We start from the raw sequence: 25,846 nt of genomic DNA on the forward strand, positions 1-25,846 counted from the left end.
CGCAAGCGAGCGGGATTTTCTCGGAAATTTCGTACGAATGAAAGTAAAGAGTCTTACAAAATGCCTAATTCTGCCGGCTTGTAGAGCGCTTGTGGCTGCAGTCCACGGATTTGTTGCAATGCGCGGCAAGCGGGTTGGCAAAATACGCTGTGGTCGCGTGAGGGGTACAAGTCAGACGAAACACGAACGACCCGTTATCATGCTGGCTATCTGCGCCCGGTCCTTTGTGGTCGGGTCTTTATTTTTTACCGCGCAATTCATCTGCGCCGAATTCAGGAACACTCCATGTCGGATCAAAAGGGTACCGAACAGGCTGCTAGCAGCTTGGCCGAACAGGTGCTTAACGAGGCCCGCGCCCGTTATATGCCGAGCGAAACCCCTGCTAGTGCAGAAGTTGAGCCGCTTAAGAAAAAGCCAGGGCGCAAGGCTGGCGCCACCTCAACCAGCAGCACCCTGCAGGACCTGCAAAAAACCTTGTGGGCGACCGCGGATAAAATGCGCGCCAACATGGACGCCGCCGAGTACAAGCACATTGTTCTAGGCCTGATCTTCCTCAAGTACATCTCCGACAGCTTCGCCGGTCGCCGCACCGAGCTGACGCGGCGTTTTGCCGATGCCAACGATGACTATTACCTGGGCAGCGAGGACGCCGAACTGCTGGCCAGTGAGCTGGAAGAGCGCGACTACTACAAAGAAGTGAATGTGTTCTGGGTGCCGGAAGTGGCGCGCTGGGAGTCGCTGCGCGCCGCCGCCAAGCAGGTGGACATCGGCAAACGCATCGACGAGGCCCTGGCCGCCATCGAAGCCGAAAACCCGCCACTGAAAAACATCCTCGACAAGCGATACGCCCGCGCCCAGCTGCCCGACGGCAAGCTCGGTGAACTGGTCGACTTGATCTCGACGATCGGCTTCGGCGGTGATGCCAACCAGGCCCGCGATCTGCTCGGCCAGGTCTATGAATACTTCCTCGGCCAGTTCGCCAGCGCCGAGGGCAAGAAGGGCGGGCAGTTCTATACCCCGGCCAGTATCGTTAAAACCCTAGTTGCGGTACTCAACCCCCACCACGGCAAGGTCTACGACCCCTGCTGCGGTTCTGGCGGAATGTTTGTGCAGTCGGAAAAATTCATCGAAGCCCACGGTGGAAAACTCGGCGACGTGTCGATCTACGGCCAGGAGTCCAACCCAACCACCTGGCGTCTGGCCGCGATGAACCTGGCCATTCGCGGCATCGACTTCAACCTCGGCCGTGAACCGGCTGACACCTTTATCCGCAACCAGCACAGCGATCTGCGCGCCGATTTCGTCCTGGCCAACCCGCCGTTCAATATCAGCGACTGGTGGCACGGCAGCCTCGAAGGCGACCCGCGCTGGGTCTACGGCACTCCGCCGCAAGGCAATGCCAACTACGCGTGGCTGCAGCACATGTTGTTTCACCTCAAGCCTAGCGGCCGTGCCGGCATAGTCCTGGCTAATGGCTCGATGAGTTCCAACCAGAACAGCGAAGGTGACATCCGTAAGGCGATGGTCGAGGCCGACGTGGTGGAAGTGATGGTCGCGCTGCCCGGCCAGTTGTTTTTCAACACCCAGATCCCGGCCTGCCTGTGGTTCCTCGCCAAGCAAAAAGTCGCCCGTCCCGGCGAAGTGTTGTTTATCGACGCCCGTAAAATGGGTACGAATGTCAGCCGGGTGCAGATCGAGCTGCTCGACAGCGACATCGAGCGTATTGCGCAGACTGTGGCTAATTGGCGCGGGGTGCCTCTGGATGTGGGTGGAGAGATTGCTGAATACGCCGATGTGGCCGGTTTCTGCCGCAGTGTTTCCCTTGCCGAAATCGCTGAGCATGGTTATGTGCTGACACCGGGGCGTTATGTCGGTGCCGAGGTTGTCGAGGAGGACGATGAGGTCTTTGAGCAGAAGATGCAGAAACTCACCGCTTTGTTGAAGGAGCAGATAGTGAAGGGGCGAGAGCTTGATCAGTTAATCCGCGTGAAGTTGGGAGAACTTGGATATGAGTTCTGATTGGCAACTTGTGAAACTATCAGCGCTGGGCACTTTCGATCGAGGTAAGTCTAAGCACAGGCCTCGTGACGCTAAGCACTTGTATGGTGGAGCCTACCCATTCATTCAGACTGGCGATATAACGTCTGCAGGCGGACGAATAATAAGTTATAGGCAAACTTATTCTGAAGCTGGCTTGGCTCAGAGCAAGCTTTGGCCCTCTAAAACGTTGTGCATCACAATCGCTGCCAATATTGCCGAAACAGCGCTACTAACGTTTCCTGCCTGCTTCCCGGATAGTGTTGTCGGCTTTACTGTTGATCCGCAGAAGGCTGACGTGCGTTTTGTTGAGTATCTCTTTAGGGCCTTTCGAGATAGCGTCAAACGGCGGGCGTATGGTAGTGCTCAGGAGAATATAAACTTAGAGGTCTTGCGAGATTTGGCCTTTCCTGTACCGGGATTACAAGAGCAGATAATAATCGCGGATTTTTTAACTTTATTCGACGACCGAATTTCCCTACTTCGCGAAAACAACGCCACCCTTGAAGCCATCGCCCAGGCGCTGTTCAAATCCTGGTTCGTCGATTTCGACCCGGTGCGTGCCAAGGCGGAAGGGCTTGAGCCAGAAGGCATGGATGCGGCAACCACGGCCCTGTTTCCTGACAGCTTTGAAGAATCCGGGATAGGGTTGGTACCGAGGGGATGGAAGTGCTCAACCGTCGGGCAATCCTTCATTCTAACCATGGGGCAATCCCCGCCGGGAGATACTTATAATGAGAGCGGTGAAGGGCTGTCGTTTTACCAGGGCCGGACTGATTTCGGATTCCGTTTTCCGACACAACGTATCTTCTGCAGTGCACCAACTAGACTCGCGGAAGCTGGTGACACATTGGTTAGTGTACGTGCACCAGTGGGTGATGTGAACATTGCGCTCGAGCCTTGTGCACTTGGTCGTGGAGTAGCCAGTGTTCGTCATCCGCATGGACATCAAAGCTTTGTGTTCTACTCCGTCCGGAGCCTGAAAACACATTTTGAACTTTATGATGGCGAAGGAACAGTGTTCGGTTCAATCAACAAAAAGGACTTTCAAGCGCTTCCAGTCTTTCTGCCTGGTGAGTCACTACTTGAGGCATTTGAAGGTCTTGTCGCCCCGCTGGATGCTGGCATTGAGAATAATGAACGTAGGCTCAGAGCACTCACCCAACTCCGCGACACCCTACTTCCGCGCCTGATCTCTGGCCAACTCCGCCTACCGGAAGCGGAGGCCATGGTCGAGGAGGTTGACGCATGAGCAAGGCAACGACTCCCGCACTGCCCGAGGGTTACGCCGACTGGCTGACTCAGCTTAAAGGCGACATCACGCAGTCCAGGCAGCGGGCGGCGCTGGCAGTCAATGCCGAGTTGGTTCAGCTGTACCACCGGATCGGTATCGAAATTCAGCAACGACAAGAAACCAAAGGTTGGGGCGCGAAAGTCATCGAGCGCCTGGCCCGCGACCTCAAGGATGCTTTTCCAGACATGAAGGGCTGGTCAGCCAGCAACCTTAAGTACATGCGCTTTTTCGCTCAGCATTGCCCGGATCGCCAATTTGGTCAGCAGCCTGCTGACCAATTGCCCTGGTTCCATGTGGTCACCCTGCTGACCAAGCTGGACAGCCCTGCCGAGCGCCAGTGGTATGCGCAACACACCGTCCTGCATGGCTGGTCACGCAGTACGCTGGAGCAGAGCATCAAGAACCGCTTGCAGCAGCGCCAGGGCTCGGCGGTCACCAACTTTGCCACCCGCCTGCCGGCTGCTGAATCGGCCTTGGCCCAGGAAACCCTCAAGGACCCGTACCTGTTCGATTTTCTGGGGCTGGGGGACGATGCCCACGAGCGCGATATTGAAGAGGGGCTGATCCGCCATATCACCCGTTTCTTGCTGGAGTTAGGCGCGGGTTTTGCCTTTGTCGGTCGGCAGTTTCGCCTTGAAGTCGGTGGTGATGAGTTCTTTATCGACCTGCTGTTCTATCACACCCGCCTCAAGTGCTATGTGGTGGTGGAACTCAAGGCGACAGCCTTCAAACCTGAACACGCCGGCCAGTTGAATTTCTACCTGGCGGCGGTGGATGCACAGATCAAGGCCGAGGACGACAAACCCACTATCGGTCTGCTGCTGTGTAAACAGCAAAACCGCCTGGTGGCCGAGTACGCGTTGTCGGGCATCGACAAACCTATAGGCGTTGCCGAATACCAACTGTTGCGCGATTTGCCGGAAAATCTGGGAAGAAATCTGCCGAGCATTGCCGAAATCGAGGCGGAGCTGGCCGATGAACTGAACACAGGACGTGAAGTGTAATGACCGAAGATCAACTGGAACAGGAAACTCTCGGCTGGCTGGCAGAGGTGGGTTACACCCACCTCTATGGGCCGAATGTCGCCCATGATGGTGAATGCCCTGAGCGCGAGCACTACCGGCAGGTGGTTCTGATCGAGCGCCTGCGCAGTGCCATGGCCAAGCTCAACCCCAAGGTGCCACTGGCCGCACGCGAAGATGCGCTCAAACAGGTGCTTGAGCTTGGCTTGCCGATACAGCTCTCGGCCAACCGCCTGTTCCATCGCCTGCTGGTCAGCGGCGTACCGGTGCAGTACCAAAAAGACGGTGAAACCCGCGGCGACTTTGTCCGCCTGATCGACTGGGCCGAAGTAAAGGCTAACGACTGGCTGGCAATCAATCAGTTCAGCATCCAGGGGCCAAAACACACCCGGCGTCCGGACATCATCCTGTTCGTTAACGGCCTGCCGCTGGTGTTGCTGGAGCTGAAAAACCCGGCCGATGTGAAGGCCGACCTGGGCAAAGCCTTCGACCAGATCCAGACCTACAAGGAGCAGATTCCGGACCTGTTCCAGTACAACGAAATTCTGGTGATTTCCGACGGCAGTGAAGCCCGCATGGGTTCGTTGTCGGCCGATGCCGAGCGCTTTATGAACTGGCGCACCATTGACGGCGAGGACCTTGACCCGCTGGGTCAATTCAACGAACTGCAGACTTTGGTGCGCGGTGCGTTGGCGCCGCAGATGCTGCTCGACTACCTGCGTTACTTCGTATTGTTTGAGGATGACGGCCGGCTGGTGAAGAAGATCGCCGGTTATCACCAATTCCACGCTGTGCGCGCCGCCATCCAGCAGGTGGTTACTGCTTCACGCCCCGGTGGTACGCACAAGGGTGGTGTGGTCTGGCACACCCAGGGCTCGGGCAAAAGCATCACCATGACCTGTTTCGCTGCCCGGGTAATGCAAGAAGCGGCGATGGAGAACCCTACCATCGTGGTGATCACTGATCGCAACGACCTGGATGGCCAATTATTCGGGGTGTTCTCGCTGTCCCAGGACCTGCTGCGCGAGCAGCCTGTCCAGGTCGAGTCGCGGGGTGATCTGCGGACCAAACTGGCCAACCGGCCCAGCGGCGGCATTGTGTTCGCCACTATCCAGAAGTTCATGCCCGGGGTTGATGAAGACAGCTTTCCGGTACTGTCCCTGCGCTCAAACATCGTGGTCATCGCCGACGAAGCCCATCGCACTCAATATGGTTTTAATGCTGAGCTCAAAGCGCCAACGGGACTTCAGGTGGCCGAGGGCCAAGCCCGTTACCAGGTCGGTTATGCCCAGCATCTGCGCGATGCGCTGCCGAACGCCACGTTTGTGGCCTTTACTGGCACCCCGGTATCCAGTGAGGATCGCGACACCCGTTCGGTCTTCGGTGAATACATTCACGTCTACGACATGCAGCAGGCCACTGAAGATGGCGCGACCGTCGCCATTTATTACGAATCGCGGCTGGCCAAGCTGTCGTTGAAAGACAGCGAACTGCCGACGATCGACGATCAGGTCGATGAACTGGCCGAAGATGAAGAGGACGACCAGCAGTCGCGTCTGAAAAGCCGTTGGGCGGCACTGGAGAAAGTCGTCGGCGCCGAGCCTCGGATTCAAAGCGTGGCCGCCGATTTGGTCACGCACTTCGAAGCGCGTAATCAAGGTCTGGTGAGCATGGGGCAGATGCCCGGCAAGGCCATGGTAGTGGCCATGAGCCGCGAGATCTGTGTGCACCTGTACAACGAGATCGTCGCTCGACGCCCGGAATGGCATGACGAAGACCCGGAGAAAGGCGCGATCAAGATCGTCATGACCGGCAGTGCCTCGGACAAGGCCTTGCTGCGGCCGCACATCTATTCTGGGCAGGTCAAAAAACGCCTGGAAAAACGCTTTAAAGACCCGTTTGACCCGCTCAAGCTGGTGATCGTGCGTGATATGTGGTTGACCGGCTTCGATGCGCCTTGTGTCCACACCCTGTACGTGGACAAGCCAATGAAGGGTCATAACCTGATGCAGGCCATTGCCCGGGTTAACCGTGTTTTTAAGGACAAGCAAGGCGGTCTGGTGGTGGACTACATCGGTATCGCCAATGAGCTGAAAGCCGCGCTCAAGGAGTACACCGGCAGCAAGGGCAAAGGGCGACTGACTGTGGATGCCCATGAAGCTTATTCGGTGTTGGAGGAGAAGCTAGACGTTCTGCGCAGCCTGCTGCATGGTTTTGATTACAGCGATTACCTTACCGGCGGACACAAGCTACTGGCCGGGGCGGCCAACCATGTGTTGGGGTTGGAAGACGGTAAAAAGCGTTTCGCTGACACCGCACTGGCCATGAGCAAGGCCTTCACTCTGTGCTGCACCCTGGATGAAGCCAAGGCCGTCCGGGAGGAGGTGGCGTTCTTCCAGGCGATCAAGGTGATCTTGATCAAGCGTGAAGTCAGTCAGCAGAAAAAGACCGATGAAGAGCGTGAATTAGCCATTCGCCAAATCATCGGTAATGCCGTGGTCTCTGGCGACGTGGTGGACATCTTCGAAGCTGTCGGTTTGGACAAACCTAATATCGGTCTGCTGGACGACGCATTCCTTGCCGAGGTGCGCAACCTGCCCGAGAAGAACCTCGCGGTCGAGCTGTTGGAACGCTTGTTGGAGGGTGAGATCAAGAGCCGGTACAGCTCCAACCTGACCCAAGAGAAAAAGTTCTCTGAGCTACTGTCCAATGTGATCAAACGCTACCAGAACCGCTCTATCGAAACCGCCCAGGTCATCGAAGAACTGATTGAAATGGCCAAGAAGTTCGCTGCAGCCAGTCAGCGTGGGGATGCATTGGGTCTTAACGACGACGAGCTGGCGTTTTACGATGCCTTGGCCACCAACCAAGCTTCGGTGCGGGAGCTGGGTGATGAAGTACTGGCCAAAATTGCCCATGAACTGACCGACAGTTTGCGGGCCAATGTCAGTGTTGATTGGAGTAGCCGTGAAAGTGTCAGGGCCAGGTTGCGAATCTTGGTACGGCGAATTTTGCGCAAGTATAAATATCCGCCTGATCAAGCAGAGGATGCCGCACAGATGATTCTTAATCAGGCTGAGATGCTGTGTGAGGCTTGGCTATAAGCGCTAAGCCTGTTGTGAGTAATGCAGTCCACGTCGGATGATGTGGACTGCGCTACACAAATTCAGGTGGGTTGGCTTGAAATTTAAAGGCCTTCTTGCCGTGTTAGATCCAAATTACAAGACGAGTAGAGACCGAGTCGGGAGCTTTCTTGCGAACCAATCAGCCAGGAAGGGCTCTCCTTTCACGATCTTTTGAAACACACTGATCGAGTACTCATAGATGGTGGTAGTGACCTAAAAAACGCGTGGGCAGTGAGGGCTTTCCAGCGACTAACCGAATAACAAGCGTAGCGCGGACGCAGGGAAGAGATGGTTTAGATATGAAAATCTCAGCTTCACACTTGGGGGGTTGGATGCAGTACTGAAGGTACTGTTGACGAGATGTACGAAGGAAGCTATATTGGCCCAGACCAAAAGCAGTACTGGCGGTACTGTTAATATGTTTTTAGGGGCCACAATGAAAAAAGCGAAGCTCTACGGCATGATTTTACCCTGGTTGTGGCTTATACAGAATTCCAGCTTCTACTACGAGCACACTGTACCCGGTACCGCAGGGGGCTCTACGACGTACATTGGAGTAAACTCCCACTTGGAACAACCAATCAAAGTGGGTAGACGTCATTGAATATCAAAAAACTATCCGAAATGATGGAGGTCCGCGCAGGTCATACCTTTAGAGGTAAGGCTGAGGACGGTAGCCGCATCGATGGATATAAAGTAATTCAAATAAAGGATATTCGGGAGGGAGGCGTTGACCTTTCTAATCTTCCTTTTGCTGCGGTCGAATCAGGTAAATTAAAAAATACATTACACACTGGTGATATTCTATTTCCCTTGCGTGGAAATAGAATAGAAGCCGTTCTTCTTACTCTGCCTGATAAGCAACCTGTTATCACAACGAATCAGGTTGCTATCTTAAGTATGCCAATGGACGGGGTTAATGCGGCCTATGTGTGCTGGTATCTTAATTCTAGCGAGGGTCGATCCCAAGTATCACGTCTTAAAGTAGGAAGTGTTATATCAAGTATAAGCTTGAAGGACTTATCAAACCTTCCTGTCCCTCAGCCAAGCTTATGCATCCAGCTGAAAATAGCCAAGGCATACAAGAACTGGATATCTCAAAAAAAAATCCTCGAGTCATTAGCCAGTAATGGTGAAGAGCTCCTAGGTGCTTTCTGCACTAAACTCTTGAGAGAAGACTTGTGAATAAATTTGATCGCTCAATTATTAGTACTGTGATATCGGAGCTTCGCTCGAATACAAATCTTGATGTTCAAGAGTATAAGGATTTTTTTATTAGTGTGTTTTTTGTTTTTTTTATGTCGACCCATCGCCGCGGTCCCGATATAGATATTGATTTAAGGTTTTCAGGGCCAATGCTGGCGCCATATGAAGATGGTTTTTTTTCTGAGCTTGTGTTGGCTGCGGAACAGGTCGACACAATTTTTAAGGATGAGCTAGGTCTTTGTGAAACTATAAAGCATTTAATAGCTCGTGCAGGGAAAAAAAATGCTACCGCCTTTAGACATGCATGCATTCAACTGCATACAATAGTGTCAAATAGCGGATTTTCTGCTATCGCAGGTGATTGCTTTGAAGAAATTATTCAGAGCTTTTCAGAAACACACGGAACGAGGGCTGGGGAGTCCTACACGCCTCGTGAGCTAGTGGAAATGATGGTGGAGATCGTCGAGCCAATAGGCGGCGAAAGTGTATACGACCCTGTGTGCGGATCTGGTGGCTTCTTAGTTTTGGCAAATACCAAAGCGTTGAATTCTACAAATCATGCGCCACTTAAAATACATGGGAGAGAGATAAATTTGTCTGCTGCGCGAATTGCAAGAATGAATTGCATAGTGCATGGGATTTTTGATAGCGATATACGTACAGCGGATTCCCTCCAAGATTTAGATGTTTCTGCTTACGACATAATACTTGCAAATCCCCCCTTTTCGCTCGCTACAGACAGTTACGATAGAAGTGCTACCTGCTCATATTTTGATTTTGGCCCCCCCCCGGCCAATAATGCGGATTTTGCTTTTTTGCAAATGATTATAAAGTCCCTTAAGCCAGGTGGTCGAGGTGCTGTGCTCATTTCCAACGGGGTACTTTTTCGAGGTGGGATAGAAGGGGGTATCAGAAAAGAAATCATACAGGCAGGAATAATTGAAGCCGTAATTTCTATTCCCGGAGGAGTGCTAAAAAGCACTGGGATTCCAACGGCTATCCTCGTATTAAGAAAGCCAGAGTTCGCTGATAAGCCTATTTTATTAATCGACTCAGCTGCAGCGGAAAAAAATATGGGGGCTGATTTGCACGTTCCGCTCAAGCCTTTATTCGGTGCAGCTCTTCAAATATATAAAAAGCTCGATGAGGTCGAAGGGGTCTCAAGGCTTGTAACGATTGATGAGCTAGCGGCTAATAACTATAATTTAAATCTTTCAAGATATATTCTTTCCCGGCAAGCGCAAGAGAAATCGCTTTCTGAACTTATTAAAAGACAAAGAGAGCTCGAGGTTAACTTGGTCGAGTTGCAAAGGGAGTTCGGCGAATTGTTGGCTGATTACGAAATATAGCGGTCAATAAATCCGGAAGAAAAATATGTCTTTTTCGGTTTTAACGGGCGCTTGACCGCCTTTAAATTTGTGAGCATGTGTCCAGTCGTAGCGATGTGTTAAATAATAGCGGATGTATTATTTTTCTTCTGGGCTAACATGTAATCCATAAGAGGGGGACTTCTGCTGAAGTTGACTCACTCAAAGTTTAAGTGTCGAGTAGCTAAGGTCAAGCGAACGGCCGGCATCAATGAAGCCGTGATTATGCTTGAGTACGAAATTGGTAGCCTCGAGTATCCATTCAACGAGAAATACACGCTGCTGTGCGGTCAGCTAACACCTCTACATGGTGCGCATTCTCGGTTTAATAGGCGTTCGTTTTCATTAAGCCTCTAAAGCTGGCGTAAACACCATCGAACAGAAGAGTGCCTGAAGCTGCGGAAGCGGCTAAACCATCAGTAAGGGGTTCGAACGCGGCAGGATTATTCTGGACAATTAAAAAGCCGGCTTGTGGCCGGCTTCTCGGGGGCGGGTTTGGCTTATTTTTGGTAAGCCGTACTCGCCTTCAATTTAGACATCCAGGCCCTGATAGTCAGGGGTGGGGCGTGGCGGCTTATTGCTGCCTTGCCTGCGGTCCGGCCTGCTCGATGCGGGGCGCGGTGCTTATGTGGCGCGAATCATACGGGGATTCAATGTCGTTTCCCAGCGAAAACAGCTCAATCTTCGGACATAAAAAAACCTCGGCGAACCGAGGTTTTTGTGTGATTCAAGCCTGCCTTAAGACAGGACCGGCATCACTTAGCCTTTGTAGGCCGCTACCGACTTCATGATCTCGGTGCGGGCGGCTTCTGCATCGCCCCAACCTTCGATCTTCACCCATTTGCCTTTTTCGAGATCTTTGTAGTTCTCGAAGAAGTGCTGGATTTGCTGAATCAGCAGAGGTGGCAGGTCGGTGTACTCTTTCACGTCAACGTACAGCTGGGACAGCTTGTCGTGAGGGACTGCAACGACTTTGGCATCGCCACCGCCGTCGTCGGTCATGTGCAGGATGCCAACCGGGCGGGCACGGATTACCGAGCCTGGTGCTACCGGGTAAGGGGTAACAACCAGCACGTCGAGGGGGTCACCGTCGTCAGCCAGGGTGTTCGGGATGAAGCCGTAGTTGGCCGGGTAGAACATCGGGGTGGCCATGAAGCGGTCAACGAACAGGCAGTCGCTGTCTTTGTCGATTTCATATTTGATCGGCGCGTGGTTCGCCGGAATCTCGATGGCGACGTAGATGTCATTCGGCAGGTCTTTGCCAGCCGGAATCTTGCTGTAGCTCATTGGGCGGTGCCCCCGTGTATAGGCCAGTTTACTTGGCCGGTTTGGCCAAAAAGTGGCGGCGATTATAGGCGTATTCCGCATACGCCGTCACGTCTGGCCGGTTTAGTGGTGCCTCACGCCCGGTTCACTGGCTCTCGGTACTCGGGGTGCCCGCTCTGTAACGTTTGCAGCCGGGTCAGCGGGTCCTGCCGGTAGAACAGGCTGAGCTGCTGGTACACCTTGGGATAGGCGTGGGTCAGCAGGTCAGGGGCGCTGAAGAAGTACTCGCTGGTGACCGCGAAGAACTCTGCCGGGTTTTCGGCCGCATACGGGTCAATGGGGGCGTGGTCGGGGGCGTGGTGGTCGAGGTAGTGATTGAGGTGGTCGTAGGCGTGTTGCATGGCCTGTGTCCATTCGCTCACGTGCATGCTGCTGTGCAGGGGCGGCATGCCATTGGCGGCACCATTGAGCATGTCGAGCTTGTGCGCCAGTTCGTGAATCACCAGGTTGTAGCCTTCCCACCTGCCGCTGGCCAGTACGCCGGGCCAGGCCAGTACCACGGGGCCATGTTCCCAGGCCTCGCCGCTGTGGGTGCCTTGCCATTCGTGCTCGACGCCGCTGGAGTCGCGGTGACGCTGGGGGCTGATGAAGTCATCGGGGTACAGCACGATTTCGTGGAAACCCTGATACCAGTCCAGTTCGCCCAGGTTGAGCAGCGGCAGCTGTGCCTGGGCGGCCAGTAACAGGCGGCCTTCATCGGTGAGTTCAACCCCGGGCATGGGGGTCAGGTGTTTGTCTTGCAGAAACAACACGCTGTGTTCGCGCAGCCATTTGTCCTGCGCGTCGTCCAGCCCGTCGAGAATACTCAGGTGCTGGCGCACGTCATGCCACACGTGCGCCGCAACCGGGTGTTGCGCCAGAATTCGCTGGCGCCGCCATTCACTCAGAGACCACATGGGGCGTGTCCCGGTCAGGCTTTGGAAGGGCTGCGGCCCATGCGGCTGCGGATCACACCAATGATCATCGGTACCAGAGACAGCAGGATAATGCCGACTACCAGCAAGGACAGATTGGACTTGATGAAGGGCACGTTGCCGAAGAAGTAGCCCAGCGTCACCAGGCCGCCGACCCAGAGGATGGTGCCGAAAACGCTGAACATCAGGAAGCGCGGGTAGAACATGTGTGCCACGCCGGCAACGAAGGGGGCAAAGGTGCGGAAGATTGGCAGGAACCGCGCCATGGTCACGGTTTTGCCGCCATGACGTTCGTAGAAATCGTGGGTTTTTTCCAGGTAATCGCGGCGGAAGATTTTCGAGTCCGGGTTACTGAACAATCGCTCGCCGGCCGTTCGTCCTATGACGTAGTTGGTGCTGTCGCCCAGGATTGCCGCCACCATCAGCAGGCCACCCAGCAGTACCGGGTCCATGCCGCCGCCTGCAGCGACCGCGCCGGCAATAAAGAGCAGCGAATCACCCGGCAGGAACGGCATGACCACCAGGCCGGTTTCACAGAAGATCACCAAAAACAGGATGGCGTAGATCCACACTCCGTAATCTCTTACCAGCATGTCCAGGTACACATCGAGGTGCAGGATAATGTCGATCGGGTTGAAATCCATGTAAAGCACCTGTGTTGATGACCCGGCTCTGCAGGTCCGTGCGGGAAAGGGAAAGGTATTTAACTACAACGGATGTAGTTTTTTCGTACATTTCTTAAAAAAGCGGATTATACGGATTGAGGCGAGTCTTGTTGGTGGAGTTTGTAGCGAGGCGTGTATTGAGCCGCAGCGGCTGGCTAATCAACCGTAGGAGCGAGCTTGCCTCGCGAAGCACACAGCTCGCGAGCAAGCCCGCTCCTACAGAGTCATGGCCCCGTGTTTATTCACCCTTGAGCAGGAAATTTTCGCTGGGAGCCTCTGATTCAATGGTTTGTACCTGTGCTTCGTCTTTCAGGTTCACCCCCGACAATTGCCGACGACAGGCTTCGCGCATCAAGTAGGCCAGCCGATGAGCGGCCATGCCGTAGCTCAACCCTTCGAGCCGCACGTTAGAGATGCAGTTGCGATACGCGTCGGTCAGACCAATCTTTGGCGCGTAGGTGAAATACAGGCCCAGGCTGTCAGGAGAACTGAGGCCGGGGCGTTCACCGATTAGCATGACCACCATTTTTGCACCCAGCAGCTCGCCGATTTCATCCGCGACCGCTACCCGTCCTTGTTCCACCAGAATTACCGGTGACAGGCTCCAGCCTTCAGTGGCCGTTTGCTCCTGCATGCGGGCCAGAAAGGGCAGGGTGTGACGATGAACCGCCAGCGCCGACAGCCCGTCGGCAACCACGATGGCGACATCGATCCCGCCAGGATGAGCCAGGGCGTAGTCGCGCAATTGTTGCGCCGAGTCATCGTTAAGCTTGCGCCCCAGATCCGGCCGTTGCAGATAGCTGTGGCGATCAATGGCGGCGCTGTGCAGCAGCAGCGTTTGCTGTCCGCGTTCGGCAAGCTGGCTGCTTAAACCCGCGTGATCAAACGGCAAATGCACCGCATCCCGGGCTTGGGCGTGGGCAAACTGAAAATCCAGCTGGGCCCCGGTGGGCATGCTGGTGCCGGTACGTCCCAGGGCAATGCGCGCCGGGGTCAGGCGGCGCAGTTCCAGCCAGGGGTTGAGGTTGTCTGTGGGGGTAGTGGCCATGCTCAGCGTCCTCCCAGATGAGCCAGTGCCTGGCGAAATGCCGGCGGCAGTTGATGCCCGAACTCGATCCGGCCATCGGTCTGGGTAAATATCCCGATCTTGCTCAACCACTGCTCAAACTCGGGGGCTGGTTTGAGGCCCAGGGTTTTTCGCGCATACAGCGCGTCATGGAACGAGGTGGTCTGATAGTTGAGCATGATGTCGTCCGAGCCCGGAATGCCCATGATGAAGTTGATCCCGGCCACACCCAGCAGGGTCAGCAGGTTGTCCATGTCGTCCTGATCGGCTTCGGCGTGGTTGGTGTAGCAGATGTCGCATCCCATCGGCACCCCGAGCAGCTTGCCGCAGAAGTGATCTTCAAGCCCGGCACGGATGATCTGCTTGCCGTTGTACAGGTACTCGGGGCCGATAAAACCGACCACGGTGTTGACCAGAAACGGCTTGAAATGCCGCGCCACTGCATAGGCGCGGGTTTCGCAGGTTTGCTGGTCGACGCCGAAATGCGCGTTGGCCGACAGCGCGCTGCCCTGGCCGGTTTCGAAATACATCAGGTTGTTGCCCAGGGTCCCGCGGTTGAGGCTCAAGCCTGCGTCATACCCTTCCTGCAATACATTCAGATTGATCCCGAAGCTGGCGTTGGCGGCTTCAGTACCGGCAATCGACTGGAACACCAGATCCAGCGGTACGCCACGGTTGATCGCTTCAATCGAGGTGGTGACATGGGTCAGCACGCAGGACTGGGTCGGGATCTCATAACGCTGGATGATGGCGTCGAGCATGTTCAGCAGGTCGCAGATGGACGCGATGCTGTCGGTGGCCGGGTTGATACCGATCATGGCGTCGCCGTTGCCGTACAGCAGGCCGTCGAGAATACTGGCGGCAATCCCGGCCGGATCGTCGGTGGGGTGGTTGGGTTGCAGACGGGTCGAAAGTCGCCCGCGCAGGCCCATGGTGCCGCGAAAACGGGTGACCACGCGGATCTTCTGCGCCACCAGAATCAGGTCCTGCACGCGCATGATTTTCGACACCGCAGCGGCCATTTCCGGGGTCAGGCCCGGCGCCAGGGCGCGCAGGCTCTGCTCGTCGGCGGCGTCGCTGAGCAGCCAGTCACGAAAACCGCCCACTGTCAGATGGCTGACAGCAGCGAAGGCGAGCGGGTCATGGGTGTCGATAATCAGCCGGGTGACTTCATCGGACTCGTAGGGAATCAGCGCTTCCTGCAGGAACCAGGCGAGCGGGACGTCAGCCAGCGCCATTTGCGCAGCGACCCGTTCACCATCGTTCTGTGCGGCGACACCGGCCAGAAAATCCCCGGAACGCGCCGGGCTGGCTTTGGCCATGAGGTCTTTGAGGCTGTCAAAACGGTAAGTCTGGGTGCCTACCGCGTGAGAAAAAGTTGCCATTCAGGGTGCTCCTTAACGCCAGACGCAGTGCGTCTGGCGGGTTTCTCAGCGACTAGTGCAAGGCTTGCTCGGCTTTTTGAATCGCCGCGAATTCCTCTTCAGGCGTACCGGCCACCAAGTGGTGCCGACTGTAAAAAGCGAAGTACGCAATTAATACGCCATAGATCACGGCAGCGCCAATCACCACGCGCGGGTCGACCAGGAAGCCGGCCACGACCGCGACGCAAGCGAGCACCAAAGCGATGCCTGAAGTGAAGATTCCGCCCGGAGTGCGGTACGGACGCTCCATTTTGGGGCGACGAATACGCAGGGTGATGTGCGCGGCCATCATCAACACGTAGGAAATGGTCGCGCCAAACACGGCCACCAGAATCAGCAAGTCCCCTTGCCCGGTCAGCGACAGGCCGAAACCGATGATGCCGGGGATGATCAGCGCCAGTACCGGTGCTTTGCTTTTGTTGGTTTCTGACAGTTTGCGCGGCAAATACCCTGCACGGGACAGGGCGAAGATCTGACGCGAGTAGGCGTAAATGATCGAAAAGAAACTGGCGATCAAGCCGGCCAGGCCGACCAGGTTAACGAACCCGCCCATCCAGGTTGAGCCGCCATAGGCCTTGCTCAGCGCTTCAACCAGCGGGTTGCCCGAGGCCATTAAATGGTGTGCGCCCGCGGCACCAGGGCCGATGACCAGAATCAGCAGGGCAAAGGTGACGAGTACCAGCATGGCGCCGATCAGGCCGCGAGGCAGGTCGCGCTTGGGGTTTTTGGTTTCTTCGGCGGCCAGCGGTACGCCTTCGACGGCGAGGAAGAACCAGATCGCGTAAGGGATCGCGGCCCACACGCCAACGTAGCCGAATGGCAGGAAGGCGCTGGCGCCTTTGGCTTCTGTGACCGGGATATCCAGCAGGTTGGCGACGCTGAAGTGCGGCACCATAGAAACCAGAAACACGCCCAGGGCAATCGCGGCCACGGCGGTGATGACGAACATCAGTTTAAGGGCTTCACCCACGCCGAAAATGTGGATGCCGATGAAGATGATGTAGAACGCCAGATAGATCATCCAGCCACCAATCCCGAACAGCGATTGGCAATAAGCACCGATAAATACGGCAATCGCGGCCGGTGCTATGGCGTATTCAATCAGGATCGCGGTGCCGGTCAGGAACCCGCCCCACGGGCCGAAGGCGCTTCGGGCAAAGCCATAGCCACCACCGGCTGTAGGAATCATCGACGACAGTTCGGCCAGCGAAAAGCACATGCACAGGTACATGGTGGCCATCAGCAAGGTGGCGATAAACATCCCGCCCCAGCCGCCCTGGGCCAGGCCAAAGTTCCAGCCGGCGTAGTCGCCGGAGATGACGTAAGCCACACCCAGGCCCACCAGCAGGACCCAGCCGGCAGCGCCTTTTTTCAGCTCGCGTTGTTGAAAGTATTCGGAGCCGACTTTTTCAAAGTCGACGGAGGAAGCTGACGCCGAAGCGCCAATGGGTTCGCTAGGCATGTGAGTGCACCTGTTCTTTTATAGTTTGGAAAATATGACAGGGAGCAAAGCAAGAGCTGGGCCATGAGGGCCGGTTTAGAGCGGTCTGATCTGTAGGAGCGAGCTTGCTCGCGAGCAAGTTCGCTCCTACAGGGGCAGGGGGGTTAGAAGAAGCCCAGCGGGTTGATGTCGTAGCTCACCAGCAGGTTTTTAGTCTGCTGGTAGTGGTCGAGCATCATTTTGTGGGTTTCACGGCCAACACCGGACTTTTTGTAGCCCCCGAACGCGGCATGGGCCGGGTACAGGTGGTAGCAGTTGGTCCAGACGCGACCGGCCTTGATGGCGCGGCCCATGCGGTAGGCGCGGTTGATGTCGCGGGTCCACAAACCGGCACCCAGGCCGAACTCGGTGTCGTTGGCAATCGCCAGTGCTTCGGCTTCGTCCTTGAAGGTGGTGATGCTGACCACCGGGCCAAAGATTTCTTCCTGGAACACGCGCATTTTGTTGGTGCCCTTGAGCAGCGTCGGCTGGATGTAATAGCCGGTTGCCAGGTCGCCCTCGAGCTTGGCCACCTGGCCGCCGGTCAGCAGTTCGGCGCCTTCAGCCTTGGCGATTTCAAGGTAAGACAGGATCTTGTCGAATTGCTGCTCGGAGGCCTGGGCGCCGACCATGGTGTCGGTGTCCAGCGGGTCGCCACGTTTGATCGACTCGACCTTCTTCATCACCACTTTCATGAAGTCGTCGTAGATCGACTCCTGAATCAGCGCGCGGGAAGGGCAGGTGCACACCTCACCCTGGTTGAAGAATGCCAGCACCAGGCCTTCGGCCGCCTTTTCAATAAAGGCCGGTTCAGCCTGCATGATGTCGGCGAAGAAGATGTTTGGCGATTTGCCGCCCAGTTCAACGGTGGAAGGAATGATGTTCTCGGCGGCACATTTCATGATGTGCGAGCCCACGGGTGTCGAACCGGTGAAAGCGATTTTGGCGATGCGCTTGCTGGTGGCCAGGGCTTCGCCTGCTTCCTTGCCGAAACCTTGCACCACGTTCAGTACGCCGGGCGGCAGCAGGTCACCGATCAACTCCATGAATACGGTGATGCTCAGCGGGGTTTGCTCGGCAGGTTTAAGCACGATGCAGTTACCCGCAGCCAGGGCCGGTGCGAGTTTCCAGGCGGCCATCAGCAGCGGGAAGTTCCACGGAATGATCTGCCCGACCACGCCCAGCGGTTCGTGGATGTGATAGGCCACGGTGTTGCCGTCGATTTCTGCCGCGCTGCCTTCTTGCGCGCGGATGCAACCGGCGTAGTAACGGAAATGGTCAGCTGCCAGCGGAACGTCGGCGTTCAGGGTTTCGCGCACTGCTTTGCCGTTGTCCCAGGTTTCGGTCACGGCCAGCAGTTCGAGGTTTTGTTCGATGCGATCGGCAATTTTGAGCAGCACCAGCGAGCGGGCCTGCACCGAGGTCGCGCCCCAGGCGTCAGCAGCGGCATGGGCGGCATCCAGGGCTTTTTCGATATCTTCTGCAGTCGAGCGCGGGAATTCGGCGATGGGCTTGCCGTTCACAGGCGAGGTATTGGTGAAGTACTGGCCTTTGACGGGCGCCACGAATTCGCCGCCAATGTAGTTGCCGTAGCGGCTCTTGAACGAGACGACAGAGCCTTCAGTACCGGGTTGTGCGTAACGCATGGGGAGTGTCTCCTGGCTTTATTGTGCTTATGGGAGGACGCGCTGTGGCGTTGCCCTAAGTCAGAGCAAGGGCCGGGCCATATTGTCTGGATGGCTCTGGGCCGGGGTTTTTATGCTGATTAAGGGTATGGCGCCGGCAGGGGGTGTCACAGGGTCGATACAGTTGCAGTGACACTTTGTACCAAAACCGGAGCAGTTGATGACCGGCGAGTCAGTTGGCGATTGCAAAGGCTCGCGGGCAAGCAGATGCTGGGCGCTCGGTCTGAACCTGGATCCATGTTGGCGAAGAGGGTAAATGTGCCCCTGCCGGACATGAGACCGCCGATACAGCGCGGAGAATAATAAGAATGCACAGTAATGATTTGAGCCGGCACGCCCGGCAAGTTCTGGATGTGACCCAGGGTCGCCCTCAGGGGTGTGACCCTTCTATCGTTCGCTCCTGGCAACGTTGCCTGGAGGACTACCACCTCGATCCCGCACAGACCATTGCCCCGACAGTGCTGGAACACGGCCGCATTCTTGAAGGGCGCGAGCGTTTGCAGCAGGTGCTGCAAATTGCCGGGCACGAAATGAACAGCCTGCATCAGCAGCTCTCGGGGGCCGGGCACGCGGTCCTGCTGACCGATGCCCGCGGGGTCATCCTCAACTGTGTAACGGCGGCGACCGAACGCAAAGTGTTTGAGCGGGCCGGGCTGTGGCTGGGGGCTGACTGGAGCGAGGCGCGCGAGGGCACCAACGGAATTGGCACCTGTGTGGTAGAGCGCCAGGCTTTGACCATTCATCAGGACGAACATTTTCGTGGCCGTCACACCGGGCTGACTTGTTCGGCCAGCCCGGTATTTGACCCTCAGGGCGAGTTGCTGGCGGTGCTGGACGTCTCTTCGGCGCGGCATGAAGTCTCGCGCCAGAGCCAGTTTCACACCATGGCGCTGGTCAATCTCTCGGCTCGGATTATCGAAAACAGCTATTTTCTGCGGCACTTCGAACACCAGTGGCTGCTGCGTTTTCACCTGCAGGCCGAGTCGGTGGGGCTGTTCAGTGAAGGCATGCTGGCGTTCGATGGCGACGGAGTTATCTGTGCGGTGAATCAAAGCGCCTTGAATTTGCTGGGCCACGTGCGAGGCGGATTGCTCGGGCAGACCGTCGACAGCGTATTCGATTGCCCGCGCGATGAACTGTTCGCCCGTGCCAGCACCCTGGCCGGCACCAGTTGGCCGCTGCGTACCCGCGATGGTCGCCGGCTGTTTGCTGCGGTGCGTGGTCTGCCGCGCAGCGTGCCGTGCGCGGTCAAGCCGCAGGTCGAGCCCGTGGCGGCGCGCTTGAGCGGAATTTGCTTGGGGGATGAGGCCCTGCAGACCGATTTTCGTCGCGCGCTGCGGGTGTTCGAGCGTGATGTGCCGTTATTGATCAATGGCGAAACCGGCTCGGGTAAAGAGGCCTTTGCCAAGGCTGTGCATCAGGCCAGCTTGCGTCATGGCAAACCGTTCGTCGCACTCAATTGCGCGTCTATCCCTGAAAGCCTGATCGAGAGTGAGCTGTTTGGCTATCGCGGTGGCAGCTTTACCGGGGCGCGCAAAGAGGGGATGCAGGGCAAGCTGCAGCAGGCCGATGGCGGCACGCTGTTTCTGGACGAGATTGGCGATATGCCGCTGGTGCTGCAAACCCGTTTGTTGCGGGTGCTCGAAGATCGCCTGGTGGTGCCGATCGGTGGCGAGCCGGTGGCGGTCAATGTGCGCATCATCAGTGCTACGCATCGCAACTTGCAGGAGCGGGTGGCTGACGGCAGTTTTCGCGAAGACCTGTATTACCGCCTCAATGGTCTGGAAATCGGTTTGCCGGCGTTGCGCGATCGCAGTGACAAGTCGCAACTGCTCGATTTTTTGCTGGCCGAAGAGGCGCCACAGCAAGGGTTGCTCATCAGCCCTGCGGCACGTCAGGCGCTGCTGGAGTTCCCGTGGCCGGGCAACGTGCGCCAGCTGCGTAACGTGCTGCGTACCCTGGCGGCATTGTGTGAAGAGCAGGTGATCGAATTTGATGATCTGCCGGTCGTCATTCGCCAGGCGCCAGGCAAAGCCCCGGTCCCCTGCGGGCAGCCATTGGAAAACGCTGAAAAACTGGCGCTGCTCGAGGTACTGGAAATGCACCGTTGGCACATGAGCCACGCGGCCGTGCAGTTGGGTGTTAGCCGCAATACGCTGTATAGAAAGCTGCGCAAGCACGGGATAGAACGATAGCTTCTTGGGCGGGAGCGGGTGGCTGGCAATCAAGGTCGCGCGGTTTGATTTGAAACTGTGCGATGCCATCGCCGGCAAGCTGCTGGCTCCCACGCAAAATGCCCCCTGAATCATCAGGTGCGAAAAACAACCCCCTGCGATACCCTTCGCCGATGATTTACGAGGTCGACTATGCACATTCATATTCTTGGTATTTGCGGCACTTTCATGGGCTCGCTGGCTGTTCTGGCCAAAGAACTGGGCCATCACGTTACCGGCTCCGACGCTAACGTCTATCCGCCAATGAGCACCCAGCTGCAAGCTCAAGGCATTGAATTGACCCAGGGCTATGACCCGGCCCAGCTCGACCCGGCCCCCGATGTGGTGGTGATCGGTAACGCGCTGTCGCGTGGCAACCCGGCCGTTGAATATGTGCTTAACAAAGGCCTGCCTTATGTATCGGGCCCGCAATGGCTGGCCGATCACGTGTTGCAAGGCCGCTGGGTACTGGCTGTGGCCGGCACCCATGGCAAAACCACCACCAGCAGCATGCTGGCCTGGGTGCTGGAACACGCGGGCATGGCGCCGGGCTTCCTGATCGGCGGTGTGCCGCAAAACTTTGCGGTGTCGGCGCGTCTGGGGGATACGCCATTCTTCGTGGTCGAGGCCGATGAGTACGACAGCGCCTTCTTCGACAAGCGTTCAAAATTTGTGCACTACCGTCCGCGCACCGCGATCCTGAACAATCTCGAGTTCGATCACGCTGACATCTTCCCGGACTTGCCGGCCATTGAGCGTCAGTTCCACCACCTGGTGCGCACTATTCCCAGTGAAGGACTGGTGATTCATCCCACCACCGAGCCTGCCTTGCAGCGCGTGATCGAGATGGGCTGCTGGACGCCGGTACAAACCACAGGCGTTGATGGCCAATGGCAAGCCAGGCTGCTCAGCGAAGACGGTTCGCGCTTTGAAGTGCTGTTTGAAGGCCTCGTTCAAGGCATCGTCGACTGGGACATGACCGGTCAGCACAACGTGGCCAATGCCCTGGCAACCCTGGCGGCTGCACGCCATGTGGGTGTAGTGCCAAGCCTGGCGATTGATGGCCTGAGCGCGTTTAAAAGCGTGAAACGGCGGATGGAAAAAGTCGCTGAAGTTCACGGTATTACCATCTACGACGACTTTGCCCACCACCCGACGGCGATTGCCACCACCCTTGATGGCCTGCGCAAGCACATCGGTGATGCTCCGCTGATTGCGGTCATCGAGCCGCGCTCCAATTCCATGAAACTGGGCGCGCATCGTGATGGTTTGCCGCAGAGTGTGGTGCAGGCCGATCACGTGGTCTGGTATGCACCGGCCAACCTGGGCTGGGACCTGGCGGCGACCGTGGCTTGCAGCCCGGTGCCGACGCTGGTGTGCGACTCGCTGGAGGCAATCATTGCCGAGGTCAAGCGTCATGCCAAACCCGGTACCCATGTGGTGATCATGAGTAACGGCGGCTTTGGCGGCCTGCATGGCAAATTGGCGGATGCACTGCAATGAGCGGCCCGGAACGCATCACTCTGGCGGTAACCGGCGCCTCGGGCATGCAATACGCTCTGCGCCTGCTCGATTGCCTGGTGCGGGAAGACCGTGAGGTGCATTTCCTGATTTCCAAGGCCGCACAATTGGTGATGGCCACTGAAACCGATGTCAGCCTGCCGCCCAAGCCACAGGCCATGCAGACCTTTCTGACTGAATACACAGGAGCTGCCGCCGGGCAGATTCGGGTTTACGGCAAGGAAGACTGGATGTCACCGGTGGCTTCGGGCTCCGGTGCCCCTGCCGCCATGGTGGTGGTGCCCTGTTCTACGGGGACGCTGTCGGCCATTGCCACCGGCGCCTGTAACAACCTGGTCGAGCGGGCTGCGGATGTCACGCTGAAAGAGCGTCGCCAACTGATTCTGGTGCCGCGTGAAGCGCCGTACTCCAGCATCCATCTGGAGAACATGCTCAAGTTGTCGAACATGGGCGCGGTGATACTGCCCGCATCCCCTGGTTTCTACCATCAGCCGCAAACCATCGATGACCTGGTGGACTTTGTGGTGGCACGCATTCTCAACCTGCTCAATATCCCGCAAGACATGCTGCCACGCTGGGGTGAACACCATGTGGGCGGCGATGAGTAAAGCCCTGCTGGTGATGCTTGCGGCTATGCATGTATGTGGTTGCGCCAGTGTTCGCACGCTGGACGCGGCAAAGCCGGGTGCGCCGATTGTTTATTCCGGCACGCGACTGGACATGTATGCGTTAGAGGGTGGGTGTTGCGCGACGGACCGCTTTGGTGCCGATGCCCCGCGCTACCCGGGGCTGGACCTGCCAGCCAGCGCATTGCTCGATACGCTGTTGTTGCCGTTGTCGGTATTGACCGTGCTGGGTGTGGGGTATCAGGCCAGCGGAGGTTTGTAGTCGCTGCCGATGGCTGCGAGCTCTGTGCTTCGAAGGACTACGCCCCGGTTTTATAAAGCTCGCAGCCTTCGGCAGCGACTACAGGGCGGGATTATTTACCCAGCTTTCTCAGCTCGTCTGACTCGACCACCCGTACGCCATTCTGTTCTTCCAATGCCAGGCGCCATAGGGCGCGAGCCAGCTGGCAGGCCTCGATACCGTGGTATTTACCCGGGATCAGTCTGGACAGTGGAGCCACCAGTTGTTCGGTCAGGCGTGGCTCGGTGCGCTCGCCGATCAGCAGCGACGGGCGGGCAATGGTCAGTTGCGGCCAGTCCTGGGCGCGCAAGGATTGCTCCATCTCGCCTTTGACCCGGTTATAGAACACCGAGGATTTAGGGTCGGCCCCTATCGCACTCAGAACGATCAGGTGCCGTGCGCCCATTTCCCGTGCGCGTTTGGCAAAGGCCACGACCATGTCATGGTCGACGGCCCGGAAGGCTTCTTGCGAGCCCGCCAGCTTGATCGTGGTCCCCAGGCAGCAAAACGCGATATCGACCCGGCCTTTCAACTCGGGCAGGAAGACAGACGGATCGCCCACCGGGTTTTCCAGGTGCGGATGTTTTGCCAGCGGCCGGCGTGAAGGCGCAAGTACCCGTGTGATGGTGGGCTCGTTAAGCAGTCGGTCGAGCAGGTGCTCGCCGGTTAGACCGGTAGCTCCTGCAAGCAGGATGTGCTGAGGCGTCAAGTACATGCGTGGTTCTCCCTTGATACATCCAGCTTAGTCTTAGTTGGCTTGCTTGCAGTTCAATCAGGTGAATGCAAAGCCTGTTTTGCCTGTTGCTGGCGCAAGCGTTGCCAGTGCGCCAGAACCCCCTTTGGCGCCCATATCTGCGGTTCGGAGGGTTCGTAGCCGTCAGTCTGCTCGCGCTCGGCGATATAACCCTTGGCCAGCTTGAAAGCTTTTTGCAGATCGTCGGTCTGATTCAGCGCCTGAGCGAACAGGGCGTTGCCGAAGTAAGTGAAGTCGGCTTCCTCCGAACAGCCAAAAGACACGCGATCTGCCCGGGACGCGGTCATGATCAGGGTCTTTTCATCTTTGAGTGCCGGAATGAACCCGCCCGAGTAGCAGGATGAAATCACGATGATCTTGTCCCGGTTTTTCAGCGGTGCCAGAGCTGCTGCCAGTTCGTCGGCAGGCATGTCTGCCAGTTCCAGGCGCGGTTGATCCAGTACCAGTTCGTGCTCCTGGGTACCGTGGCTGGTGAGGTAGATAAATATCAGGTCTTCGGGGCCGCTACGCTCGGCCAGTGTTTTGGCTGCGCGGTACAGGTTCTCGCGGGTGGCCATTGGCCGGTCCAGCAAATGGTCGCGATGGTTGATCAGGTTGATCCGGCCGTGGCTGCCAAAGCGGGTGGCGAGCATCTTGTTGACGTATTCGGCTTCGCGCATGAAGACGCTTTGCTTGCCGTCGCCCGCCAGCACCAGGCTGTACAGCTCAACGTCTGCAGTTGAAGGTGGAACGGCATCCAGCGCTTCATTGAGCAGTTTGCCCTGATTAAGCAGGCCCAGTTCCAGCGGGTCGGGCAACACGGCGCCATTGGAGTCGCGCACTTGCTGGCCATTAAGCCAGTAGCCGCTCTGGACGGTGCCATCGCTCATGGTCAGGGTGCCGTGGCCCTGATAAGTGTCTGCGGCAAATTCGCCTACATAGGTGCTACCGTCGGCCATGGTCAGGTGGCCAGGACCATTGAACCGCCACTCATTGAACATGCCGCGATAGTGGGAGCCATCAATGCCGATCAGCTCGCCTTTGCCGGTCAGGGCGCCATCCTTGAACTCGCCGATCCAGACGTCACCGTCAGCGTTTTCATAGCGGCCTTTGCCGTTCAGTTGGTTGTGTTTGAATGCGCCCTCGTACTGGTCGCCGTCGGCGCTGTTGAAAACGCCGTTGCCTTCCAGCTCGCCATTAACGAACTGACCGCTGAATTCATTACCGCTGGCATCGCTGCGCTTGCCTTCGCCGTTGGGTTTGCCGTGGGCAAACTGGCCTTGGTACTGGCTGCCGTCTTCAAGCTCAAGATGCCCTACGCCAGAGAACTGGTCGTCCTTGAACTCGCCGCGGTAGCTCATGCCGCCTTCTTTAAGCGTGCCTTCACCTTCGCGCCGGCCTTGCTTGAAACCACCGATGTAAGTGCTGTCGTGGGTAGTCAGGCTGCCTTGGCCGCTATACAGACCCTGTTCGAACCCCCCGCGATAGACGTCGCCGTTGCTGGCATGCCACTCGCCCTGGCCGTGCCACAGGCCATTTTTGAACTCGCCGGCGTACCAACTGCCGTTCGGGTAGTCGATGCGGCCCTGCCCCTGCAACAGTCCGTTGACCACTTCGCCCCGATAGCGGCCGCCATCGGGCAGGCGTGCGTCAGGGGGCATCAGCGATTCGCCGTCTCCGCAGGCCGTCAGCAGCAGGGTCAAAGCAAGGGGGGCAAATGGGCGCATAGCGGGATCCGGATAGTTAGGCTTGCGAGTATGCCGTAGCAATGGGAGCCGCTCTATAGGGCTGCATGAAACATCCTGGTTATTGCGTGGCGAACCGCCGTGGTTTGGCAATGCCGGCTTGGTAGGCGACGTGCT

The 25,846-nt window shown here is 57.1% G+C and carries 19 protein-coding genes; 10 read left to right on the forward strand and 9 right to left on the reverse strand.

The features are described 5' to 3' along the window. Nucleotides 1–285 precede the first annotated feature (285 nt). The 6 genes from ACP7BO_RS00450 to ACP7BO_RS00475 all read left to right on the forward strand — a co-directional run bounded on the left by ACP7BO_RS00450 (nucleotide 286) and on the right by ACP7BO_RS00475 (nucleotide 10,033). The gene (locus ACP7BO_RS00450) at nucleotides 286–2,019 is read left to right on the forward strand and encodes a type I restriction-modification system subunit M (protein ID WP_426208055.1); all 1,734 of its coding nucleotides are present in this window, start codon (nucleotides 286–288) and stop codon (nucleotides 2,017–2,019) included. Next, a complete protein-coding gene (locus tag ACP7BO_RS00455) occupies nucleotides 2,009–3,289 on the forward strand; it encodes a restriction endonuclease subunit S (RefSeq protein WP_426208057.1) in 1,281 nt (426 codons plus the stop codon). Before ACP7BO_RS00450 ends, ACP7BO_RS00455 begins: the two co-directional genes overlap by 11 nt. After that, nucleotides 3,286–4,335 (forward strand): PDDEXK nuclease domain-containing protein, encoded by a 1,050-nt coding sequence (locus tag ACP7BO_RS00460; RefSeq protein WP_426208059.1) that lies wholly within the window; start codon nucleotides 3,286–3,288, stop codon nucleotides 4,333–4,335. Before ACP7BO_RS00455 ends, ACP7BO_RS00460 begins: the two co-directional genes overlap by 4 nt. Then, a complete protein-coding gene (locus ACP7BO_RS00465; protein WP_426208061.1) occupies nucleotides 4,335–7,457 on the forward strand; it encodes a type I restriction endonuclease subunit R in 3,123 nt (1,040 codons plus the stop codon). The genes ACP7BO_RS00460 and ACP7BO_RS00465 overlap by 1 nt, the downstream gene beginning before the upstream one ends. Before the next feature lie 621 nt (nucleotides 7,458–8,078). Further along, nucleotides 8,079–8,663 carry a restriction endonuclease subunit S gene (locus tag ACP7BO_RS00470; protein WP_426208063.1) on the forward strand — a complete coding sequence of 195 codons (585 nt, stop codon included), beginning with the start codon at nucleotides 8,079–8,081 and terminating at the stop codon, nucleotides 8,661–8,663. After that, nucleotides 8,660–10,033: an N-6 DNA methylase gene (locus tag ACP7BO_RS00475; RefSeq protein WP_426208065.1), complete on the forward strand. Its 1,374-nt coding sequence runs from the start codon at nucleotides 8,660–8,662 to the stop codon at nucleotides 10,031–10,033. The genes ACP7BO_RS00470 and ACP7BO_RS00475 overlap by 4 nt, the downstream gene beginning before the upstream one ends. A gap of 777 nt (nucleotides 10,034–10,810) precedes the next feature. Here the strand turns inward: ACP7BO_RS00475 and ppa are convergent. From ppa to exaC, 7 genes are all read right to left on the reverse strand, one after another. Continuing rightward, complete coding sequence (gene ppa / locus ACP7BO_RS00480) at nucleotides 10,811–11,338, reverse strand: inorganic diphosphatase (protein WP_003444254.1); 528 nt, start codon at nucleotides 11,336–11,338, stop codon at nucleotides 10,811–10,813. A gap of 113 nt (nucleotides 11,339–11,451) precedes the next feature. Continuing rightward, on the reverse strand, nucleotides 11,452–12,273 hold the full coding sequence (locus tag ACP7BO_RS00485; RefSeq protein ID WP_060696794.1) for a zinc-dependent peptidase: 822 nt from the start codon (nucleotides 12,271–12,273) through the stop codon (nucleotides 11,452–11,454). A gap of 14 nt (nucleotides 12,274–12,287) precedes the next feature. Then, a complete protein-coding gene (locus tag ACP7BO_RS00490) occupies nucleotides 12,288–12,935 on the reverse strand; it encodes a DedA family protein (RefSeq protein WP_426208068.1) in 648 nt (215 codons plus the stop codon). A 259-nt stretch (nucleotides 12,936–13,194) separates the two neighbouring features. Next, nucleotides 13,195–14,004, reverse strand: coding sequence for an ethanolamine ammonia-lyase subunit EutC (gene eutC, locus ACP7BO_RS00495; protein WP_060696796.1), 810 nt, complete (start codon nucleotides 14,002–14,004; stop codon nucleotides 13,195–13,197). A gap of 2 nt (nucleotides 14,005–14,006) precedes the next feature. Then, a complete protein-coding gene (locus ACP7BO_RS00500; protein WP_426208070.1) occupies nucleotides 14,007–15,407 on the reverse strand; it encodes an ethanolamine ammonia-lyase subunit EutB in 1,401 nt (466 codons plus the stop codon). A gap of 52 nt (nucleotides 15,408–15,459) precedes the next feature. Further along, nucleotides 15,460–16,908: an ethanolamine permease gene (gene eat / locus ACP7BO_RS00505; protein WP_060696798.1), complete on the reverse strand. Its 1,449-nt coding sequence runs from the start codon at nucleotides 16,906–16,908 to the stop codon at nucleotides 15,460–15,462. Nucleotides 16,909–17,051: 143 nt separating this feature from the next. Then, nucleotides 17,052–18,572, reverse strand: coding sequence for an acetaldehyde dehydrogenase ExaC (exaC, locus tag ACP7BO_RS00510; RefSeq protein WP_060696799.1), 1,521 nt, complete (start codon nucleotides 18,570–18,572; stop codon nucleotides 17,052–17,054). Nucleotides 18,573–18,919: 347 nt separating this feature from the next. Between exaC and ACP7BO_RS00515 the strand changes: the two genes are divergently transcribed. The 4 genes from ACP7BO_RS00515 (at nucleotide 18,920) to ACP7BO_RS00530 (ending at nucleotide 23,233) form a co-directional block, all read left to right on the forward strand. Beyond that, nucleotides 18,920–20,806: a sigma-54-dependent Fis family transcriptional regulator gene (locus ACP7BO_RS00515; RefSeq protein WP_426208073.1), complete on the forward strand. Its 1,887-nt coding sequence runs from the start codon at nucleotides 18,920–18,922 to the stop codon at nucleotides 20,804–20,806. Nucleotides 20,807–20,977: 171 nt separating this feature from the next. Further along, on the forward strand, nucleotides 20,978–22,327 hold the full coding sequence (gene mpl, locus ACP7BO_RS00520) for a UDP-N-acetylmuramate:L-alanyl-gamma-D-glutamyl-meso-diaminopimelate ligase (protein ID WP_073508789.1): 1,350 nt from the start codon (nucleotides 20,978–20,980) through the stop codon (nucleotides 22,325–22,327). Beyond that, complete coding sequence (gene ubiX, locus ACP7BO_RS00525) at nucleotides 22,324–22,953, forward strand: flavin prenyltransferase UbiX (RefSeq protein WP_003444235.1); 630 nt, start codon at nucleotides 22,324–22,326, stop codon at nucleotides 22,951–22,953. The genes mpl and ubiX overlap by 4 nt, the downstream gene beginning before the upstream one ends. Further along, nucleotides 22,946–23,233: a YceK/YidQ family lipoprotein gene (locus ACP7BO_RS00530; protein WP_397455667.1), complete on the forward strand. Its 288-nt coding sequence runs from the start codon at nucleotides 22,946–22,948 to the stop codon at nucleotides 23,231–23,233. The genes ubiX and ACP7BO_RS00530 overlap by 8 nt, the downstream gene beginning before the upstream one ends. Nucleotides 23,234–23,324: 91 nt before the next feature. Here the strand turns inward: ACP7BO_RS00530 and ACP7BO_RS00535 are convergent, their stop codons facing one another. Together ACP7BO_RS00535 and ACP7BO_RS00540 are read right to left on the reverse strand one after the other, a co-directional pair. Next, nucleotides 23,325–23,966: an oxidoreductase gene (locus ACP7BO_RS00535; protein ID WP_397455668.1), complete on the reverse strand. Its 642-nt coding sequence runs from the start codon at nucleotides 23,964–23,966 to the stop codon at nucleotides 23,325–23,327. Between the two features lie 53 nt (nucleotides 23,967–24,019). Next, on the reverse strand, nucleotides 24,020–25,711 hold the full coding sequence (locus ACP7BO_RS00540; RefSeq protein ID WP_426208076.1) for a C13 family peptidase: 1,692 nt from the start codon (nucleotides 25,709–25,711) through the stop codon (nucleotides 24,020–24,022). Nucleotides 25,712–25,846: the final 135 nt, after the last annotated feature.

This window comes from Pseudomonas sp. TWR2-1-1, assembly GCF_049897045.1.
Classification (GTDB): Bacteria; Pseudomonadota; Gammaproteobacteria; order Pseudomonadales; family Pseudomonadaceae; genus Aquipseudomonas; species Aquipseudomonas versuta.